Source organism: Actinoplanes sp. NPDC020271, from assembly GCF_044388125.1.
GTDB lineage: Bacteria > Actinomycetota > Actinomycetes > Mycobacteriales > Micromonosporaceae > Actinoplanes.
Map to the genome: position 1 here is coordinate 19,336 of NZ_JBIRWQ010000010.1, position 19,949 is coordinate 39,284.

The 19,949-nt window shown below is 69.9% G+C and carries 13 protein-coding genes; 8 read left to right on the forward strand and 5 right to left on the reverse strand.

From position 1 onward, the window contains the following. Positions 1 to 56: 56 nt before the first annotated feature. Complete coding sequence (locus tag ACH442_RS22590) at positions 57 to 1,613, forward strand: CocE/NonD family hydrolase (RefSeq protein WP_396340054.1); 1,557 nt, start codon at positions 57 to 59, stop codon at positions 1,611 to 1,613. 60 nt (positions 1,614 to 1,673) lie between these two features. After that, positions 1,674 to 1,820: a hypothetical protein gene (locus ACH442_RS22595; RefSeq protein WP_396340055.1), complete on the forward strand. Its 147-nt coding sequence runs from the start codon at positions 1,674 to 1,676 to the stop codon at positions 1,818 to 1,820. On the opposite strand, the gene ACH442_RS22600 is transcribed toward ACH442_RS22595, so the two are convergent. Further along, positions 1,810 to 3,516 carry an alpha-glucosidase gene (locus ACH442_RS22600; protein ID WP_396340056.1) on the reverse strand — a complete coding sequence of 569 codons (1,707 nt, stop codon included), beginning with the start codon at positions 3,514 to 3,516 and terminating at the stop codon, positions 1,810 to 1,812. The two genes, ACH442_RS22595 and ACH442_RS22600, sit on opposite strands and share 11 nt — an antisense overlap. 82 nt (positions 3,517 to 3,598) lie before the next feature. Between ACH442_RS22600 and ACH442_RS22605 the strand changes: the two genes are divergently transcribed. The 4 genes from ACH442_RS22605 (at position 3,599) to ACH442_RS22620 (ending at position 8,631) form a co-directional block, all read left to right on the forward strand. Then, positions 3,599 to 4,600, forward strand: a complete 1,002-nt coding sequence (locus ACH442_RS22605) for a glycosyltransferase family 4 protein (RefSeq protein WP_396340057.1) — start codon at positions 3,599 to 3,601, stop codon at positions 4,598 to 4,600. A gap of 159 nt (positions 4,601 to 4,759) precedes the next feature. Further along, a complete protein-coding gene (locus ACH442_RS22610; protein WP_396340058.1) occupies positions 4,760 to 5,926 on the forward strand; it encodes a glycosyltransferase in 1,167 nt (388 codons plus the stop codon). 156 nt (positions 5,927 to 6,082) lie between these two features. Then, entirely contained in the window at positions 6,083 to 7,147 is a 1,065-nt protein-coding gene (locus ACH442_RS22615; protein WP_396340059.1) for a glycosyltransferase, read from the forward strand. Beyond that, positions 7,144 to 8,631: a glycoside hydrolase family 130 protein gene (locus ACH442_RS22620; RefSeq protein ID WP_396340060.1), complete on the forward strand. Its 1,488-nt coding sequence runs from the start codon at positions 7,144 to 7,146 to the stop codon at positions 8,629 to 8,631. Before ACH442_RS22615 ends, ACH442_RS22620 begins: the two co-directional genes overlap by 4 nt. Before the next feature lie 101 nt (positions 8,632 to 8,732). Here the strand turns inward: ACH442_RS22620 and ACH442_RS22625 are convergent, their stop codons facing one another. Beyond that, a complete protein-coding gene (locus tag ACH442_RS22625; protein WP_396340061.1) occupies positions 8,733 to 9,593 on the reverse strand; it encodes a methyltransferase domain-containing protein in 861 nt (286 codons plus the stop codon). Between the two features lie 127 nt (positions 9,594 to 9,720). Between ACH442_RS22625 and ACH442_RS22630 the strand changes: the two genes are divergently transcribed. Continuing rightward, positions 9,721 to 10,572: a hypothetical protein gene (locus tag ACH442_RS22630; protein WP_396340062.1), complete on the forward strand. Its 852-nt coding sequence runs from the start codon at positions 9,721 to 9,723 to the stop codon at positions 10,570 to 10,572. Between the two features lie 97 nt (positions 10,573 to 10,669). Next, positions 10,670 to 11,695, forward strand: a complete 1,026-nt coding sequence (locus tag ACH442_RS22635; RefSeq protein WP_396340063.1) for a Gfo/Idh/MocA family protein — start codon at positions 10,670 to 10,672, stop codon at positions 11,693 to 11,695. Positions 11,696 to 12,079: 384 nt separating this feature from the next. On the opposite strand, the gene ACH442_RS22640 is transcribed toward ACH442_RS22635, so the two are convergent. From ACH442_RS22640 to ACH442_RS22650, 3 genes are all read right to left on the reverse strand, one after another. Further along, on the reverse strand, positions 12,080 to 15,901 hold the full coding sequence (locus tag ACH442_RS22640) for a discoidin domain-containing protein (RefSeq protein ID WP_396340064.1): 3,822 nt from the start codon (positions 15,899 to 15,901) through the stop codon (positions 12,080 to 12,082). A 115-nt stretch (positions 15,902 to 16,016) separates the two neighbouring features. Beyond that, the gene (locus ACH442_RS22645) at positions 16,017 to 18,311 is read right to left on the reverse strand and encodes a discoidin domain-containing protein (protein WP_396340065.1); all 2,295 of its coding nucleotides are present in this window, start codon (positions 18,309 to 18,311) and stop codon (positions 16,017 to 16,019) included. Positions 18,312 to 18,393: 82 nt separating this feature from the next. Then, complete coding sequence (locus ACH442_RS22650; RefSeq protein WP_396340066.1) at positions 18,394 to 19,947, reverse strand: glycoside hydrolase family 13 protein; 1,554 nt, start codon at positions 19,945 to 19,947, stop codon at positions 18,394 to 18,396. Positions 19,948 to 19,949: the final 2 nt, after the last annotated feature.

Sequence of the window (19,949 nt, forward strand, 5' to 3'; positions counted from 1 at the left end):
ACAACGTACGGGAAAGGGGTTGGGTTCTTATGCGCGAACTTCCCTGGCACCTCCGGATGATGCGGAGACGGACCCGCAAGGGCCCCGCCGCACGGTACGACGTCCGCTGGGCACCGGCCCGGCCGGTGCCCGGCGCCGACGGCACCACGCTGCTCACCGACCACTACGCCCCGGTCACCACCGAGCCGGTCCCGACGATCCTGATCCGCGCGCCCTACATCCGCGGCGGCTTCCCGTGGAACTGGTTGTTCGGCGTCCTCTTCGCCGAGCAGGGCTACCACGTGCTGATGCAGAGCAGCCGCGGCACCGGCGGCTCCACCGGCGAGTTCGACGCCTGGAGCAACGAGGGGCGCGACGGTCAGGCCGCGGTCGAGTGGATCCGCGAGCAGGAGTTCTTCACCGGCGACCTGTTCACGGTCGGCGGCAGCTACATGGCCTATTCGCAGCTGGCGCTGGCCCACGCCCCGCCCCCGGAGTGGCGGGCCGCGGTGATGCAGATCGCGGTCGTCGACCCGTACCGGTTCTACTGGGCCGGCGGCCGGTTCGCCCTGGAACGGGCGCTGGTCGGCGGCGTCGCCATGTACCCGCAGAGCAACTCGTTCGGGGCGAACCTGCGCGCGGTCGTCCGGATGCAGCTGCGCCTGGGCCGGATGCTGCGACGCGTGCCGCTGATCGACGCCTACCGGTCGCTCTTCACCGGCCCCCGGCCCGCGATCGAGGCGGCGATGACGAGCCCGTCGGCCGGCGACCCGTTCTGGGCCGGCACCGACACCGGCCCGGCCGGCGCCACGCTGCCGATCCCGGTCAGCCTCTCCACCGGCTGGCACGATCTCGGCACCGACCAGGTCATCGAGCTCTACCAGGCCCGGCGGGCGGCGGGGCTGGAGACGGATCTGTTGATCGGCCCGTGGACGCACACCAACGGCTACGAGCGGGACTGGGAGGCGTTCATGACCCAGGCGCTGCGGCGGATGCGCGGCGACTCGCCGGAGCTGCCCGTCCGGGTCCACGTCGGCGGCGCCGACGAGTGGCGCGACCTGCCCGACTGGCCGCCGGCGAGCATCCGCCCGCGGCGCTTGCACCTCGGCCCCGATTCCCTCACCGAGATCCCGGGTCCGGGTTACAGCATTTTCCGGTACGACCCCGAGGACCCGACCCCGTCGATCGGCGGTGCCCTGCAGTCCTCCACGCAGGGCACCCGCGACATGGCCGCGCTGGAGCGTCGTGGCGACGTCCTGGTCTTCACCTCGCCACCGCTGGCGGGGGCGGTGGAGGTGATGGGCCCGGTGCACGCCTCGTTCGACGCCACGACCAGCGCGGCCGGCGGCGATCTGTTCGCCCGGCTCTGTGACGTCGACCCGGCCGGCAAGTCGATCAACATCTGTGACGGCCTGACCCGGATCGCGGCGCACGGGCCGACCGTGGTGGCGATGGGCTCCACCGCCCACCGCTTCCGGGCCGGGCATCGGATCCGGCTGCTGGTGGCCGGTGGGGCTTATCCGCGCTGGATGCGCAATTACGGCACCGGCGAGCCGATCGCCACGGCGACCCGGCTGGTGGCGACCGAGACGACCGTGCGGCACACGTCCGTACTGGAAATCCCGGTGGTTTAGGGCCTGGAAGCCGTGGGGTAATGCGTCGCCGCCCCATCCCCACGGCTTCGAGGAGTTTCCATGTCCACTCAGGGCATTCTCTACATCATCGCGGTGATCCTGCTGGTGCTGGCCGCGCTGCCGATCCCCAGCCGCGGTTTCAGCCTGGCCCTGCTCGGTGCCGCGTTCGCGCTGCTCGGGTACGCCTGGCCGGTCCTCACCGCGTGACCGTCCGCTTGTAGACCACGGCCTGCCAGGGGGCGAGTGTCAGCGACGAGGCTGACGCCCCCGGCAGGTTCGTCAGCAGCAGCTCAGCCCCGGCCCAGCCGGCCGCGTCGTCGAGCTCGGCCGTCGCGGTCTCGCCGGTGAAGTTGCCGATCACCAGCAGTTCGGTGTCCCCGAGCCGGCGGGTGAAGGCGTAGAGCCGCTCGTCGTGCGGCAGCAGCATGGTGAAGTCGCCGTCGGCCACGGCCGGTTCGGCGTGCCGCAACTCGATCAGCTGCCGGTAGTAGTGGAAGACCGAGTCCGGGTCCTTGCGCTGGGCGGCCGCGTTGATCTCCGGGTAGTTCGGGTTGACCGCCAGCCACGGCGTCCCGCTGGTGAAGCCGGCATTCTCCGACCCGTCCCACTGCATGGGGGTGCGCGCGTTGTCCCGGCCGCGCGCGCGGAGCACGGTCAGAACCTCTGCCGGCGTACGGCCTTCCAACTCGAGTGCCTGCTTGTACTGCCCCAGCGCCTCGATGTCGCGGAAGTCCCCGATGTCGCGGAACGGATAGTTGGTCATCCCGAGTTCCTCGCCCTGGTACACGTAGGGCGTCCCGCGGTGCAGGTGGAGCACGGTGCCGAGCATCTTCGCCGAGGCCACCCGATGTTCCGGCGAGTCGTCGCCGTACCGGGAGACCACCCGCGGCTGGTCGTGGTTGTTCCAGTAGAGACTGTTCCACCCGACGTCGGCGAGCCCGGCCTGCCAGCGCCCGAGGATCGCCTTGAGGTTGCTCAGCTTCAGCGGCTGCAGCAGCCACGGGTCGGGGCCACGGTCGACCCAGACGTGGTCGAACTGGAAGACCATGTCGATCTCGTGCTGGGCCGGGTCGGTGTGCACCCGCGCCTCGTCCACGGTGACGCCGGGCATCTCGCCGACCGTCAGCAGACCCTCGCGGCCCTCGAAGACCTCCCGGTACATCTCCTGGAGGAACTCGTGCAGGCGGGGCCCGCCGACGAAGCCGGCCGAGCCGTCGGCGTAGGCGGAACCGGCCGACAGCCGTCCGTCCGGCAGCGGGATGACCTTCGAGATCATGTTGATGACGTCCATCCGGAAGCCGTCCACACCCCGGTCCAGCCACCAGCGCATCATCGCGTAGACGGCCTGCCGGACCTCCGGGTTCTCCCAGTTGAGGTCGGGCTGCTTCGTCGAGAACAGGTGCAGGTAGTACTCGCCGGTCGTCTCGTCGAACTCCCAGGCCGGGCCGCCGAAGACCGAACCCCAGTTGGTCGGCTCGGCGCCGGGCGTGCCCGGTTCCATGCCGTCGCGGGCCGGCTTCCACCAGTACCAGTCGCGCTTCGGGTTCTCCTTCGACGAGCGGCTCTCGGCGAACCACGGGTGCTCGTCGGAACTGTGGTTGACCACCAGGTCCATGACGATCTTCATGCCGCGCTCGTGCGCACCGGCGAGCAGCTCGTCGAAGATCTCCAGCGTGCCGAACATCGGCTCGATGTCCTGGTAGTCGCTGATGTCGTACCCGTTGTCGTCCTGCGGCGACGGGTAGATCGGGGACAACCACAGCACGTCCACGCCGAGTTCGGCGAGGTGATCGAGGTGGTTGATGACCCCGCGCAGATCACCCATCCCGTCGCCGTCCGAGTCCGCGAAGCTCCGCGGATAGATCTGGTAGACGACAGCCTTCTTCCACCACGAATCCGTCATTGCTCTTCTCTAACACGAGAACGCGGCCGGTATCGGGCGGGCATACTTACCACGTGGTTATTACCGAGAAGCAGCCTTTGTCATGAAAGTGGCGCTCCTGGGGCCGATCGCCTGGCGCACTCCGCCGCTGCACTACGGACCCTGGGAACTGATCACCAGCCTGCTCGCCGAGGGGCTGATCGAGCGTGGTGTCGACGTCACGCTCTTCGCCACGCTCGACTCGGTCACCCGGGCCACGCTGGACGGCGTCGCCCCGACCGGTTACGCCGAGAACGACGACCTCGACGGGCGCGTCTGGGAGGCGATCCACGTCAGTCACGTGCTGGCCCGCTCGGGCGAGTTCGACCTGATCCACAACCACCTGGACTGGCTGCCGCTGGCGTTCTCCGCGCACAGCCGGGCGCCGATGCTGACGACCGTGCACGGATTCTCCGGACAGAACATCCTTCCCGCGTACGCGCGAGCCAGGTCGCAGTTCGTGTCCATCTCCGACAGCGACCGTTCGCCCGAACTGGACTACCTGGCCACCGTGCACCATGGCGTGGACCTCGGCGGGCTCCCGTTCCACGCGGACGGCGGCGACGATCTGGTCGTGTTCGGCCGGATCCACCCGGACAAGGGCACCGACCTGGCGATCGAGATCGCGCGCCGGGCCGGTCGGCGGCTGGTGATCTGCGGGATCGTGCAGGACCAGGCGTTCTTCGAGTCCGAGGTTGAACCGCTGATCGACGGGGACTCGGTCGTCTACCTGGGCTCGGTGGGACCGGCCGAGCGCGGGGCGATCCTCGGGTCCGGGGCGGCGCTGCTGCACCCGATCCGGTTCGCCGAGCCGTTCGGTCTCTCCGTGGTGGAGTCGATGATCTCCGGTACGCCGGTCGTGGCGTACCGGAGAGGATCCATGGCCGAAGTGGTGGACGAAGGCGTCACCGGCCGCCTGGTCGACGGGATCGACGAGGCAGTCGCCGCGGTCGGCGAGGTCGCGCGCCTCGACCGGAAAACATGCTCGGATCGTGCGCGGGAACGGTTCTCGGCGGATCGGATGGTCGATGAGTATCTGGCGATTTACCGAAAAATCATCAGCTGAATAGCTTGATCTTGTTACGGTCCCCATGTGAATTGCGCGTTAAACGGGGGACTATTTCCCGAAGCGCCTCAGAGCCGTTCACGCGCGGTGCCCGTAGTGTTGCCCGCGCGCGGTGTCCGCGCTGCGGGAGGCAGCCGGCCGAGAAGAGAAAGGCCAGTCATGCCCGCGACATACGGGTTTTTGAGTACTTATCCGCCCACTCAATGCGGTTTGGCGACATTCAATGCGGCACTCGCCACGCACCTCACCGCCGGAACACCCGGAGCGGCCGTCGGATCGGGCGTCGTCCGCCTGCTCAGCCCGGACAATGCCGGTGGCGGAATCGCACTCGACCGGGCCGCACCGCGGGTCGTGCACACGTGGCACACCGACACGCCCGGTGGCTGGGCCGCCTCGGCCGACGCCCTGAACCGTTTCGACGTGGCGGTCCTCCAGCACGAGTACGGCATCTACCCCGGTGACGCCGGCGCCGAGGTGCTGCCGCTGCTGCGCGCCCTCAAAGTCCCCGCCGTCGTGGTTCTGCACACCGTCCTCACCCAGCCCGACCGGCTGCAACGCGCCGTCCTGGAACAGATCGCCGACCTCGCCGACGCGATCGTGACCATGACCGACACCGCCCGGCAGCGCCTGACCGCCAACTACGAGGTGAACCCGCGCAAGATCACGGTGATCCCGCACGGGGCGGCCAGCCACGCCGGGGTGCCGCGCGAGGACCACGACCGGCCCAACCTGCTCACCTGGGGGCTGCTCGGGCCGGGCAAGGGCATCGAATGGGCGCTGCGGGCGCTGGCCCTGGTCGGCGACGTGCGACCCGAGCCGGTCTACACGGTCGCCGGGCGGACCCACCCCAAGGTGCTGGAACAGCAGGGCGACGGGTACCGCAAGTCCCTCGTGGACCTGGCCGAGGAGCTCGGCGTGACGGAATCGGTGCGCTGGGTGGACGCGTACCTCGAACCGGCCGAACTGTCCCGGCTGATCCGGTCGGCGGACGCGGTGGTGCTGCCGTACGACTCGACCGAGCAGGTCACCTCGGGGGTGCTGATCGAAGCCGTCGGCGCCGGGATCCCCGTGGTCGCGACCGAGTTCCCGCACGCCGTCGAGCTGCTCGCGGACGGACCCGGGCTGCTGGTGCCGCACCAGGACCCGGAGGCGATGGCCCTCGCGATCCGGCACGTGCTGGCCGAGCCGGGGCTGCCCGGTCGCCTCGCCGGGCTCGCCGGTGGGCCGACCCTGCGCTGGCCGGCGGTGGCCGCCCGCTACCAGTCCCTGGCCGCCCGCCTGCTGGCCGACCGGGCGCCGCTCGCCACTGCGACGATTCCGGCATGAGCGACCGGAGGGAGCTCATCATCGAGCACAGTCCCGTCATGGCTCATGACGCCGCGGAGCGAAGCGGAGTGGCGGCATGAGCGACCGGAGGGAGCTCATCATCGAGCACAGTCCCGTCATGGCTCATGACGCCGCGGAGCGAAGCGGAGTGGGGTCATGAGCCAGGGGTTGCGGCTGATTCCGCCGCCCATCCGGCTGGCCGACGTTCCCGGGCCGCGCTTCGATCACGTGCTGCGGCTCTCCGACGACACCGGACTGCTGGAACACGCCCGGACCGCGATCGTCCGCCGCGAGCACGGCTACTGCGTCGACGACGTCGCCCGCGGCCTGCTCGTGGTCAGCCGGGAGCCACGGCCGGGCCCCGAGCTGCTCCGGGCCGCCGAGCGCTACCTGGCCTTCCTCACCCACGCGCAGGACGCCGACGGGTCGTTCCGCAACCGGATGAGCTACGACCGGCGCTGGCAGGACGAGCCGACCCTCGGCGACTGCTGGGGGCGGGCGCTCTGGGGGCTGGGCACCGCCGCCGCCCGCAGCAGCGCCGCCTGGATCCGGCGGGAGGCGCTGTTCGCGTTCCGTCTCGGCGCCGGGCGGCGTTCCACCTGGCCCCGGGCGATGGCGTTCGCCGGGCTGGGCGCGGCCGAGGTGTTGCGGGCCGACCCGCGCGACCGGCTCGCCGCGGAACTGCTCGGCGACGCGGCCACGGTCGTCGGCCTGCCCGGGTCGGATCCCGCGTGGGTGTGGCCGGAACGCGAACTGACGTACGCGAATCCGGCCCTGGCCGAGGTGGTGATCGCGGCCGGCGATCTGCTCGGCGACGAGGCTCTGCTCGGCGACGGCCTGCGGATGCTCTCCTGGCTGTGTGACCTGCAGGAGCACCACGGTCATCTGTCGACCGTCCCGGTCGGGGGCTGGCGGGCGGGCGAGCCGCGGCACCGGCACGACCAGCAGCCGATCGAGGCGGCGGCGACCGCGGACGCCTGCGCCACGGCGGCCGCGGTGACCGGCGACGAGCGCTGGGACGCCCCGCTGTTCCAGTCGATCACGTGGTTCCTGGGTGACAACGACACCGGATCGGTGATGTACGACAGCGAGACTTGCGGTTGTTATGACGGATTGACGGCGGATGGACCTAATCTGAACCAAGGAGCCGAATCCACTCTCGCGCTCGTCTCCACGCTGCAGCATGCCCGCACCCTGGCCAGCCGGAGGACCCCCGCGTGACCGCTACCGTGAACTCCACCGACATCACCCGCCACAACATCACCATGCAGCCTGACGGCCGCCGCGTCGTCATCAAGCTGTTCGTCCCCGGTGAGGACGCGCACGCCACGCACAACCGCGCCGCGTGCATGATCGAGCGGATGCTGCAGCTCGACGAGAGCGACATCAACGCCCTGCTCGAGGACGTGCTGAACCGTTTCTCCGGCCGGCACCACGACATCCTGTCGGTCTTCCAGCACCACTACGAGGTGGTCCAGCACCGCGTACCGCCGGAAATTGATCTGTCGCCGCAGGCGCGGACGCTGATCGGCGCCTACTTCAGCCACGAGTTCTCGGTCGAGGCGGCGGCGCTCTGCAACCCGTCGATCGTCCCGCACCCCGACCAGAGCGATCTGGCCCCCGGCGAGCTGCGGGCGGCGCTGAGCCTGCGGCAGATCGGCGAGGGGCACATCTCGTCGATCGGGTTCTGCAGCCTGATCATCGGGCCGGGCGCGGCGCTCCGCCTGGAGGACCGGGACGGCCCGCTCGCGATCGGCACCCGGGTCGGTGCCAAGCACATGAAACACCAGCTCTTCGCCGCGCTCGGAGACGAGGACATCGACAACGAGTGCTCGGCGTACATCCTCAACGCGTTGCCCGACCGGTACGACGACGCCGAGTTCGAGGACGTCCTCAGCCACCTCCCGCACGAGCTGCAGGCCCGGCCGACCACCCCGATGACGATGGAACTGATCCGGCGCATCGTGATGGACGACTACGCGGTCACGTTCCCGGCCACCATGCCGCTGCACCAACGGGTGCTGTGGCCGGCCACCCCGAGCGAGAGCCGGGGCATGGAGGACGCCCGGTTCGTGCAGGTGATCGACCCGGACGGGCGGCCGGCGTACCAGGCGACCTATACCGCGTACGACGGGTTCAACATCTCCGGCCGGGTCATCTACAGCCGTGACCTGCGGCACTTCGAAGTGACCGCGCTGCACGGGCCGGCCGCGCGCAATAAGGGGATGGCGCTGTTCCCGCGCTACATCAAGGGCAAGAAGATGGCGCTCTGCCGCTCCGACGGCGAGACGCTCGGCCTGGCCGTCCGCGACGACCAGCACCGCTGGCAGCCGGCCGGCCCGCTGCTCGTCCCGCACCGCGGGTGGGACCTGATCCAGGTCGGCAACTGCGGCTCCCCGATCGAGACCGAAGCCGGCTGGCTGGTGCTCACGCACGGGGTCGGGCCGATGCGGCGGTACGCGATCGGCGCCATGCTGCTCGACCTCGAGGACCCGTCCAAGGTGCTGGCCGATCTGCCGCAGGGCCTGATCGACCCGGACGAGAGCGAGCGCGAGGGGTACGTGCCGAACGTGCTCTACTCCTGCGGCGGGCTGGTGCACGACGGACGGTTCTGGTTGCCGTACGCCTCCAGCGACGTGCGCATCAGCTTCGCCAGCATGCCGCTGGACCGCCTGCTGCACCGCATGCAGCCGGTGGAGCGGTGATTGGTCCAGCCGTGACCACAGCGCGTTTCGCCCGTCGATGACGACGAGTGCCGGAAACGACAAGCGAAGCGCAGTTGTTTTCCGGCACTCTCGTCATCGACTCAAAGGGGCGAAATGCCGCCGAGCGGAGCGAGGCCATCAGGCACAGTCCCGGCTACTACCCAGATCGTGAGGACCGCGAGGAAGTCGCCGCGGGTGCCGGCGGCTTCCACGGAGCCCAGCCACTGCTCGCGCAGCCCCGGCGGGGTGTGCCAGGCGTCGGCCGGCACGCTCGGGCTGACCATCGGGAGCACCACGGCCGCCGACTCCGGGCTGCCGAACAGGCACGTCACCGGGGTCGCGGTCAGATCGGTCAGGCCGGCCCCGAGCAGCCGCCGCCGCAGGGTGCGTCCCATGTCCCGGTGCGGAGGGACGAAATGCTTTCGCACGTACGACATGACGGTGTCCCGCAGACCCTCCGGCACCCCGTCGAACGCCAGCGAGTCCCAGTCCGTGTCGATCAGGCAGATCCGCCCGCCGGGGCGGGTCACCCGGCGCAGCTCGGCGATCGCGCGATCCGGGTCGTCGACGTGCTGCAGCACCCGCTCGCACCACACTCCGTCGAGGCTGTCGTCGGGCAGGGTCAGCGCGCCGACGTCACCTGTCACGTATGTCACGCTGCTGTCGTCGTGCCGGGCGACCGCGGCCGCGGTGATCGCCGCGGAATGGTCCAGCGCGATCACCGCACCGCGCGGCCCCACCTCGGCGGCGAGGGTGCGGGCGACCTCACCGCTCCCGGAGCCCGCGTCCAGCAGCCGGGCGCCGGGCGCCGGGTGGAGCGCGTCGAACCCGGTGCGGCGGACCCGCCGGATCTCCGAGTGCCGGCCCATCTCGGTCAGCACCGTCACCACGACCTCCGACATCTCGGTCGTCAGTCCGTCGATGTCGGAGAACGGCGTACGTTCCTTCTGCGCGGGTTCCATGCCGCGATTGTTCTCCGGCGCGCATCGATTCGCTGGCCCTCGTCAAGCATCCGACAGGGGGCTCCACCTGCTTTTCTTGTGATCCGTTCCAGTACCGTGAGGCGGCCTGTGAACGAGGAGCACGCGAATGACCACACCCCAGCCGGCACCTGAGACGCCGGCCTGGATCACCTGGCCGATCCGGGCTGTCGCCCTGATCGTGGTGTTCCCCTTCCGCCTGCTCTGGGAGCTCGCGGTCCTGGTCCAGCGGTTCGTCCTGGTGCCGGTCGTGCGGGCGCTGGGCTGGCTGCTGCGGACGTTCCTGCTGGCGCCGCTGCTCTGGCTGCTCCGGCAGTTCCTGCAGTGGGTGCTGCTGCCGATCTGGCACGCGCTGCGCTGGACGGCCGCGGCGCTGGTCACCGGCGTCGCCTGGGTGCTGCGGATGATGCTGCGCTACCTGTTGCGGCCGATCGCGATGGCGATCATGTGGGTGCTCGTGCCGGTCGGGCGGGTGCTCTATCGCTGGGTGCTGTCGCCGGTCGGGCGCGGGCTGGTGTGGTTGCTGACCGCGTTCTACGACTGGGTGCTGTCACCGATCGGGCACGCGCTCGTCTGGGCGTTCCGGATGTCCGGCGTCGCCATCGAGTGGACGGTCCGGGCGTCGTACCGCTGGATCATTCGCCCCCTCGGCATCGGGATCGCCGTGGCCGCCGTCGCGTTCTACCGCTGGGTGCTGCGCCCGCTCGGGCTGGGCTTCGCGTGGACCGTCGTCGCCTTCTACCGGTGGGTCCTGCGCCCGATCGGGCTCGCCGTCACCTGGGCGTCCCGGATGATCTACCGCTATCTGCTGCGCCCGATCGGGCTCGCGGCCGCGTTCGCCTGGCGGTACACGTTCGGCGCGCTCTTCCACGGCCTCGCGGTCACCGGCCGCTGGATGCGCGACGAGATCTTCCGCCCGGCCGGGAATGTGGTGCGCACCGCACTGGGACTGCGCCGCTGATACCACATTTCGTGACGGCGTGTCATGCGGCCGTTATCACAAGTAACTGCCGGGTGCACCCGTAACGGTCCGGCAATCGATGTGAAAAACTTCCGGCATGATCGAGCAGGTGCGGTTCGGGCTGGTGGGGTACGGCAGCGGCGGGCGGATCTTCCACGCCCCCCTGATCGCGTCGGCGGCGAACATTGATTTCGCCGGTGTCGTCACCACCTCGGAGGAGCGCCGCGCCCAGCTCGCGGAGACACTCCCCGACGTCGGGGCCTACGACTCCCTGGCCGCGCTCGCCGCCGACGGGGTGCGCGCCGTCGCCATCTCCACGCCCGCCGCGACCCACGCCGAGCTGGCCCTCGAAGCCGTCCGGCTGGGCCTGGCCGTGGTCGTCGACAAGCCGTTCACGCTGGACGCGCCGACCGCTCGCGAGGTCGTCAAGGCCGCCGAGGCCGCCGAGGTCCCGCTCACCGTCTACCAGAACCGGCGCTTCGACTCGGACTACCTCACGATCCAGAAGCTGATCGAGAAGGGTTCGCTCGGCACGATCCGCCGCTTCGAGTCCCGCATGGAACGCTGGGCGCCCGACCGCCGGATCAAGCCGGCCGGCGGCGGCACCCTGCTCGACTTCGGCTCCCACCTGGTCGACCAGGCCCTCAAGCTGCACGGCCCGGCCCAGCGCGTCTACGCCGAGATGCACGGCGAGACCGAGCTCGACGACGACTTCTTCCTGGCCGTTCACCACCTGAGTGGCGTCGAGTCGCACCTGTGGGGCAGCTGGCGCCAGGGCGGCCCCGGCCCGCGCTTCCGCGTCACCGGCACGGCCGGCACGTTCATCTCGGCCGACCTCGACGGCCAGGAGGAACTTCTGAAGGCCGGCAAGACCCCGGCCAAGCTCGGCGACCGCTGGGGCATCGAACACCAGCACCGCTGGGGCCACCTGTGGCGCGGCACCACCGGCGCCCCGGTCGAGAGCAGCCGCGGCCGCTGGGACTCGTTCTATCCGGCCTTCGCCGACGCCGTCCTCGGCAACGGCCCGCTCCCGGTCGACCCGTGGGACACCGTCCGCGCCATGGAGGTCCTCGACGCCGCCCGCGTCAGCGCCTCCACCGGCCGCTCCGTCCCCCTCGCCTGACCTCCACTCGGCCCGCTGCCCTTCGGCGGCGGGCCGCTTCTCGAGTCCGGACCTCCACTCGGCCCGCTGCCCTTCCCGGCCGCGGGCCGCTTCTTTCCCCGAGCCAGACCCCGATTCGGTACGCCCGGAGCACCGCCGCCGAGTGACCACCGCCGCCCGCCCGCGCCCCGCCACGCGACCTCCGCCGCCCTCGGACCCTCAGCGCGCCTCCCGCTTTCCGGCTGGTCCCACCGTGGTTATTCGTCCCGATCAATCACGGTGGGACCAGCCGGACACCGCGAGCCGCGCGAGGCGGCTGCGGCCAGGCGGGGTCACGGGCGTACTGCGGGAAAAGCGAGCGTGCCCGCGGCCGGAAGACGACCGCGGGCACGCAGGACCGACCGATCAGTTGCGCGTGATGGTGAACGTGGACGTCGGGTTCTCGATGTCCTTGTAATTGTTGCTCAGGGTCAGGTCGGTGAAGGTGGCCGAGCCGACCGCCGGCCCCTGGCCCGACTCGGGCAGTGGGTTGGCCCAGATGCCGTAGCCGCTCTTGGCGTCGTAGGCATCGCCGCTCTTCTGGGCGCCGGTGATGGTCACGTTGGTGAGGACCGTGTCGGTGATCGGGTTCACCGGCCGGCCGGCGCCGTCGTACTGGGTCTGGAACATGATCCCGGAGTACGTCGGGTCGACGATGTCGACGTTGCTGACCCGGATGCCCTGGAACACCTTGGATGCGCTGAACAGCCAGATCGCGGGGAAGACCTGCGCGCCCCAGAAGTGGCCGCCGGCCCGGACGATCGAGATGTTGTCGAACACCGTGGGCGGGTTGGCGCCGAAGCCGTTCATCGGGTACCCGAAGTCCAGCGAACTGATCGTGATGCCCGAGTAGACCAGCGTGTCGGCGATGTAGATGTTCTTGAACGTGTTGGCGTACCCGCCGTAGACCGCGATACCGGCGGCCCGCCAGGTCAGCGTGGTGGACAGGTTGGAGTAGGTGTTGTTGATCTCGTCGGAGCCACCCGCGTCGATCGCCGAGAAGAGCGCGAACGAGTCGTCCCCGGTGGCCCGGGCGTCGTTGTTGTCGACCAGGTTGCCGGTGCTGCCGTTGGTCATGTTGACGCCGTCGGCGAACGTGTCCCGGATGCGGGAATTCTTGATCACCATGTTGTCGGTGTTCGCGCCCCAGTAGAGGCAGACCACGTGCTCGGCCCAGATGTTGTCGATCGTGACGTTCGCGACGTTGGCGAAGTCGAACACCTTGCCCGGGCCGTCGATGCGGATCGTGTAGTTGCCGAAGAACGCGAAGTTCGCGAACGTCGAGCCGTTGGCGGTGGCGTCGGCCCGGAACCCGGCGTCGGTCTCGGTCTGTGTCGACGGGGTGTAGAAGCGGGTGTACCAGGGGCCGGCGCCGACGACGCGCACCGAACGCCCGTACACCTGGAACTTGTTCGACGTCTGGTAGTCACCGGCGGGCAGGTAGACACCGAGCTTGGTGGTGTCCTGCCGCGCGGCGTCCAGCGCGTTCTGCACCGACTGCTGATCAAAACCGGCCGGCACCACGTAACGAGAGGCATCCGGGTTGGCGATCGGGGCGACCTGCTCCAGGTTGATGAAGTCGATCGCGATGGTCCCGCTGTTGCCCGAGTCCTTCTGCAGCTTGATCGTGCTGCCGGCCGGGAACGACCCGCTCAGCAGGGTGTTCGCCTCGTCGTAGATGTGCCGCGGCCCGCTGCCGGAGTTCTGCGGCGCCGTCTCGTTGCCGTAGAGCCAGGCGTACTTCGAGGTCAGCGGCAGGGTCTTGGCCAGCGACCCGTTGACGTAGACGTTGATCGAACTGGTGGTGCCGTCCGGGATCGAGAAGCGCGCGACCACGGTGTTCGTCGCCGCCCGGGTGGTCCACTGGACGTACGACCCGGTCTGGTTCAGCGTCACGGCCTTACGCCCGGACGCCTCGCCGGCCAGGTCACCGACCGTGCGGTTGGGGCCGACGACCGTCGCGCCGCCACCGGTCGTGCCGTCCTCGGCCTCGTACATGTCGTACGGCATGTTCGCCCCACGCCCGACGAAGAACGGCTTCTCGCTGGTGTTGTTGCCCTGCTTGACCGGCAGTTCGTCGGGGTCGGCGGCGACCACGGTCCGGACCGTGTACTTGCCGTTCACCGCGGTCCAGGTACCGAGGCTGATCGACGGCGAGGACGCGCCGGCGGCGAGGGTGCCGGTGTACGACCCGGTGAACGTCTTGACCGTCGTCGACCCGTTGAGCACGGTCACGGTGACGTTGTGCGCGCCGCTGCCGGTGGCCGCGGTGCCCTGGTTCTTCAGTGTCGCCGCGAACGTGACCGTCTGACCGGCCGACGGGTTGCCGGGCGACCACGAGACGACCGACGCGACCAGGTCGGAGCTGCTGACCGGGGCGACGACCAGGTTCGACGGGCTGGTGTAGGAGTTGTTGGCGTCGTTGGTCTCGATCACCGTGTTCGCCTCGTCGACGATCGCGCTGACCGCGTACGTGCCGGCGTCGCGCGCGCCGATCGAGGTGGTGACGGTCGTGCCGGCTCCGGCGGCGAGCGCGGCTACCGTGGCGGTGCCGGCTTTGGCCGTACCCAGGTAGAAGTTGATCGAGGAGGCGGCCGAGGCGGCCGTGCCGGCGTTGCGGACCGTGGCCGACAGCGTGATCGCGTCGGTTTCCACCGGCGACGCCGGGGAGGTGGCCAGGCCGGTGACGGTCAGGTCCGGGTTCGGCGCGGCGGTGCCGATGACCTGCAGTTCCGCGACCTGGCCGCTGGGCGCGCCGGTGTTCGCGGTGAAGGAGAGCCGGACGTCCGCGGTGGTCGCGGAGACCGGAACGGTCACCGTGTTGCCGGTCGAGGGATTGAAGGTGTACGTCGTGGATCCCACGATCGTGGTGTAGCTCGACGAGGACTGCTCCCGCCCGAGCACCGCGAACGTCTGCTGCCGGGTCCCCCAGTCGGTCCCCGGGTTCAGCTTGACGACGATCGAGGAGACGGTCGCGTTCGCACCCAGCTTGACGGTCAGGTTCGCCGGGTAGGCCGAGCCCTCCCAGTAGGTGGCGGTGTCGTTGTCGTTCGCGTTGGCCGCGACGAACGTGAAGACCGACGAGCTGGCCTCGATCGGCTTGCCGACCGCGAGGTTCGTGCCGGTCTGCGGGGCGCCGGTCCGGGTCACGGTGTTGCTCGCCGCCGACTCGTTGCCGGCCGCGTCCCGCGCCTTCACGTAGTAGGACACGGTCGCGGTGTCGGCCACGCTGTCGGTGTACGTCGTCCCGGTGACCGTCGTCTTCAGCGCCCCGTTGACGTAGACGTTGTAGCCGGTCACCCCCACGTTGTCGGTCGACGCACCCCAGCTCAGCCTGATCTGCCCGCTGGCCGGCGTCGTGTAGGTCAGCGTCCCCGGCGTGGTCGGCGCCTGGCTGTCCCCGGTCGCGCCGGTGCGGGTCACGGTGTTGCTGTCGCCGGAGACGTTCCCGGCCGCGTCCTTGGCCCGGACGTAGTAGGCGACGGTCGCCGAGTCCGGCTGGCTGTCGGTGTACGTGAGCACGTTCCCGGCCACCGACGTCCGGAGCTGGCCGTTGGCGTAGATGTCATAACCGGTCACGCCGACGTTGTCGGTGGAGGCGTTCCAGTTCAGCCGGATCTGCCCGCTCGCCGGCTGGGTCCAGGTCAGGTTCCCCGGCGCGCTCGGCGCCTGGCTGTCCCCGCTGACCGGGCCGTAGACCTCCAGCTCGGACAACTGACCGGCCGGCCACGCGGTGTTCGCGGTGAAGTTCAACCGCAGGAACCGGGTGCTCACCGTGGTCAGGTCGACGGTCACGGTGTTGCCCGAGGCCGGGTTGAACGTGTAGCCGGCGCTCGCCTTGAGCGTGCTGAACGAGCTGCCGTCGGTGCTACCGGTGATCGACAGCGTCTCGGTGCGGGTGCTCCAGGCGGTGGCCGGGGGCAGCTTGAGGACGGCCTGGTTGACCTGGGTGGACGTACCCAGGTCGACCTGCAGCCACTGCGGGAAGGCGTTGTTGCTGCTCTCCCAGTAGGTGTTGGCGTTGCTGTCACCGGCGTTGCCGGCCGGGTAGACGTCGGTGTAGCTGGAGGCGCTGAACGTCTTACCGGCGGCGAGGTCGGGGCCGGCGGCCAGCGCGGCGGGCGCATGGACGAGCGCCGCGACTACGCTCGCGGCCGCCGCGGCGGCTATGAGCCTGAATCTGGACATGCGGGAGCGCACCTTCCTTCGAGAGGTGATACGAGGACCGCCGGGCGACCTGGTGGATGGCCGCCCGGCGGGGACTACCGGGCTTCTGTTACGGGTCTTCTGCTGCGCGGCCGGCTCAGCCGGCGTACGCCTCGAACTCGGAGAGCTGACCCGCGGGCCAGCCGGTGTTGCCCGTGAAGGTGAGTCGCAGGTAGCGCTGGGTGGTGGTGACCGGGATGGTGACGGTGTTACCGCTCGCCGGGTTGAAGGTGTAACCGGTGCTCGCCTTGACCGTGCTGTACGCCGAGCCGTCGGTGCTGCCGAGGACGGACAGCGTCTGGGTCCGGGTGGCCCAGGCCGTGGCCGGGGGCAGCTTCAGGACGATCCGGGTGAGCGCGCGGCTCTGTCCGAGGTCGACCGTGATCGACTGCGGGAACGCGTTGTTCGTGCTCTCCCAGTAGGTGTTCGCGTTGCCGTCGGTGGCGTTGCCGGGCCCGTAGACGTCAGCCTGACCGGTCGCGGTCACCGGGCGGCCGGCCGCGAGGTTGCCGGTCGGCGTCGGCGTGCTCGGACCGGTGCTGGGCGTCGGTGCGGAGGTCGGCGGATTCGACGGCGTGGTGGTGGAGTTGTTCCACTGCGGCGCCGGCCACGGCCCGCAGTAGGGACTGGCCGTCTGCCACCCCGAGTTGCCACCACCGTCGGTGATCGCCAGACCCGAACCCACGCAGCTGTACGTCGGCGGGTTCTGCGCGATCCCGGTCGCCCTGACATTGGTGAACGTCGCGGTGACCGGTGCCTGTGCCTGCAGCGCGAACGTGCCGGCCCCGGCGATGTTCACGTTGGTCAGGTTCAGCCCGCTGGTGCTGTTCCCGATCCACTGGATCCCGGCGTACGAGCTGTCCAGGATGTCGGTGTCGGTCACGTTGAGCGTCGCCCCGCTGATCGCGCCCGAGTCGGGCCAGAACCAGAGCGCACCGATCCCGAAGTTCCAGTTGTAGTCGGAGTTCCCGGTCCGGATCAGCGTGTTCCGCGCCATCGTCCACGTGCCGGCGACCGCGGTCGCGCCCTGCACCCCCGGGTAGCGGTTGCCGACGTGCAGGCCACCACCGTTGGTGACGGTCTCGGCCAGCACGTTGTCGCTGATCGTGATGTCCCGCCCGCCGTAGCTGACGATGTTGTTGGCCAGGATCGGCGCGACCACGGTGTTGTGGGTGAACGAGTTGCCGACGTTCGGCGTGTTCTCGGCCCACATGGCCAGCCCGTCGTCCCCGGTGTTGCGGACGAACGTGTTGGTGACCACCGAGTTGGTGACGCCGATGTGGAAGTTCACGCCGTCCGCGGTCTGGTCCAGGATCCGGCTGTTCCTGATCGTGAACCGGTCCATCGGCCCGTCCATCCACGCGCCGACCTTGGTGTGCTGCATCCACACGTTGTCGATCGTCGAGTTCGACATGGCGCCGCCGAACGCGTTGACCTGGTCCTCGTCGACCCGTTCCTGGATGTCGCCGATGATCGCGAGGTCCTTGACGGTGACGTTCTGGCTCGGGCCGCCCTGTCCGGTGTACTTGCCGTAGATCCCGGCGGCCAGGTTGCGCTGGCTCGGGTGGCGCCCGCCGAGCACGGTGTACCAGGGGCCGGCCCCGGCCAGGGTGACCCGGTCGACGATCACGTGGCTGTACAGCGTGTAGTTGCCCGGCGGGAGGTAGACGACCCGGCCGGCGGCCGAGCCGGCGTTCACCGCAGCCTGGATCCTGGCGGTGGAGTCGGTGGCGCCGGTCGGGTCGGCGCCGTAGTCGGCGACCGCGTCGATCGCGCCGGACGGCTTGCCGATCGGGCCGGGCACGTTCTCGAAGTCGGCCAGGTCGATCGTGAAGCTGGGTGACTGCGCGGTCGAGCTCACCTGGATCCGGATCTTGGTGCCGGCCGCGTACGTCGTCTCGAACAGCGCCCGCGCCTCGTCGTAGAAGTGGTGCGGCCGCCCGTCCCCCGGGTTGTTGGTGAACGGGTAGTAGCCGTAGTACCAGGCATACTTCGAGGTCACCGGCACGGTCGTGATCAGTGTCGAGCCGGTCCGCAGGTCCAGCGACCCGCTCCTGCCGTCCGGCACGCTGTACCGGAAGGTGACCGCGTTGGCCGGCTTGGTCAGGGTGAACTCGACGTACTCACCCGCGGCGTCGAGGGTGACCGCCTCCCGGCCGGAGGCCTCGGAGGAGAGTGTGCCGTAGGTCCGGTCGGTGCCGGTGGACGTGCCGTTCGTCGCGGCCTTCTCGGCCTCGATCTCGGTGAACGGCACGGTCGCGCCGCGCCCGGCGACGTCGAACGGGGAGAGTCCGGCGGCCTGCGCCGGGGTGGATTGCCAGGTCACCATCGTGGTGACGGCAGCCGCTAGGACGGCGGCGGCGACAGCGAGTGGGGCGGTGCGGTTGGCCATGGGTCCCTTCCTTGGTGTGGCCGGCCCCCGGGTGTTACTCCAGGTGCGCCCCCGGCGGTGGAACCGGAGGCGCGCCGATCGCCTACGACTGCAGCCAGACCGCGGTGTCCTGGGGGATGAGGTCACCGTCGAGAGGGCCGCTGGCGAGCAGGATGGTCCGGTGCTCCGGCAGGGGAACGGGAGCACCGGAAAGGTTGAGCACGCACGCGAAGTCGTCGCCCCTTGTCCAGGCGAGCACCCCCTCGCCGAGGTCCAACCAGGCAAAACCCGATTTCTGCGTACGTCGTAGCCGGATCGCCGAGCGATAGAGTTCCAGCATCGAGCTGGGGTCACCGGTCTGCGCCTGGACCGTGCGGTCCTTCCACTCCGCGGGCTGTGGGAGCCATGGAGTGGCGGTGGTGAATCCGTACGGCGGCTCGTCGCCCGACCACGGCAGCGGCACCCGGCATCCGTCGCGGGTGTGCCCCCGGCGCGCGTACATCGGATCCTGGATCTGGTCTTCGGGGATGTTCTCGTTCTCCCAGAGGCCCAGTTCCTCGCCCTGGTAGACGTAGGTCGCCCCGGGCAGCGAGAGCGAGAGCAGGGCGGCCGCCCGGGCCCGGCGCGTGCCGAGTTCCAGGTCGACCGGGGTGCCGTCGAGGTTGTTCTCGAAGCTGAACGTGGTGTCGGTGCGGCCGTAGCGGGTCACGTGCCGGGTCACGTCGTGGTTCGACAGGACCCAGGTCGGTGGCGCGTCGACCTTCGCGTGCGCGTCCAGCGTCCGATCGATACAGGCCTTCATCAGGTCCGGGTCCCAGGCGCACCCGAGGAAGTCGAAGTTGAACGCCGCGTGCAGTTCGTCCGCGCGCAGGTAGTTGGTGAAGCGGTCCACCTCCGGCATCCACACCTCGCCGATCAGCGCCCGGCCCTGGTATTCGTCGGCGACGCGCCGCCAGGCCCGGTACACGTCGTGCACCGCGTCGAGGTCGTGGAACGGGTGGGGCTCCCCCGCCCGTACCTCGGGAAAGGTCGTGTCCTTGAAGAGCAGGGCGGCCGAGTCGATCCGGATGCCGTCGGCGCCCCGGTCGAACCAGAACCGCAGGATGTCCTCGAACTCCGCCTTGACGTCCGGATGCTCCCAGTTCAGGTCCGGCTGCTCCGGGGTGAACAGATGCAGGTACCACGAGCCGTCGGGCGCTTTCGACCAGGTCGTCCCGCCGAACTCCCCCGTCCAGCCGGTCGGCATCTTCTCGGCGGCCGGCTTGAACCAGAAGTAGTCCCGCTCCGGTGCGTCCGGCGAGGCGACGGCGGCCTTGAACCACGGGTGCTCGGAGGAGATGTGGTTCGGGACGATGTCGACGATCATCCGGATGCCGGCCTCGTGCGCCTCGGCGATCAGCGCCTCCGCGCTCTCCAGCGTGCCGAAGGCCGGGTCGATGTCGCGGAAGTCGGCCACGTCGTATCCGGCGTCCGCCATCGGCGACGGGTACCACGGGCTCATCCAGATCGCGTCCACCCCGAGGTCGCGGAGGTGGCCCAGGTGCGCCCGGATGCCGTCGATGTCGCCGACGCCGTCACCGTCGGAGTCGGCGAAACTCCGGGGGTACACCTGGTAGATGACCGCGTCGCGCCACCACGCACTGTCTTTTGCGGACACGA

What these genes read in the sequence shown, in the direction of transcription:
- ACH442_RS22605 (WP_396340057.1), top strand. Translation starts at nt 3,599, where the DNA reads ATGAAAGTGGCGCTCCTGGGGCCGATCGCCTGGCGCACTCCGCCGCTG.
- ACH442_RS22645 (WP_396340065.1), bottom strand. Translation starts at nt 18,311, where the DNA reads ATGGCCAACCGCACCGCCCCACTCGCTGTCGCCGCCGCCGTCCTAGCG.
- ACH442_RS22635 (WP_396340063.1), top strand. Translation starts at nt 10,670, where the DNA reads ATGATCGAGCAGGTGCGGTTCGGGCTGGTGGGGTACGGCAGCGGCGGG.
- ACH442_RS22595 (WP_396340055.1), top strand. Translation starts at nt 1,674, where the DNA reads ATGTCCACTCAGGGCATTCTCTACATCATCGCGGTGATCCTGCTGGTG.
- ACH442_RS22600 (WP_396340056.1), bottom strand. Translation starts at nt 3,516, where the DNA reads ATGACGGATTCGTGGTGGAAGAAGGCTGTCGTCTACCAGATCTATCCG.
- ACH442_RS22610 (WP_396340058.1), top strand. Translation starts at nt 4,760, where the DNA reads ATGCCCGCGACATACGGGTTTTTGAGTACTTATCCGCCCACTCAATGC.
- ACH442_RS22615 (WP_396340059.1), top strand. Translation starts at nt 6,083, where the DNA reads ATGAGCCAGGGGTTGCGGCTGATTCCGCCGCCCATCCGGCTGGCCGAC.
- ACH442_RS22625 (WP_396340061.1), bottom strand. Translation starts at nt 9,593, where the DNA reads ATGGAACCCGCGCAGAAGGAACGTACGCCGTTCTCCGACATCGACGGA.
- ACH442_RS22640 (WP_396340064.1), bottom strand. Translation starts at nt 15,901, where the DNA reads ATGTCCAGATTCAGGCTCATAGCCGCCGCGGCGGCCGCGAGCGTAGTC.
- ACH442_RS22630 (WP_396340062.1), top strand. Translation starts at nt 9,721, where the DNA reads ATGACCACACCCCAGCCGGCACCTGAGACGCCGGCCTGGATCACCTGG.
- ACH442_RS22590 (WP_396340054.1), top strand. Translation starts at nt 57, where the DNA reads ATGATGCGGAGACGGACCCGCAAGGGCCCCGCCGCACGGTACGACGTC.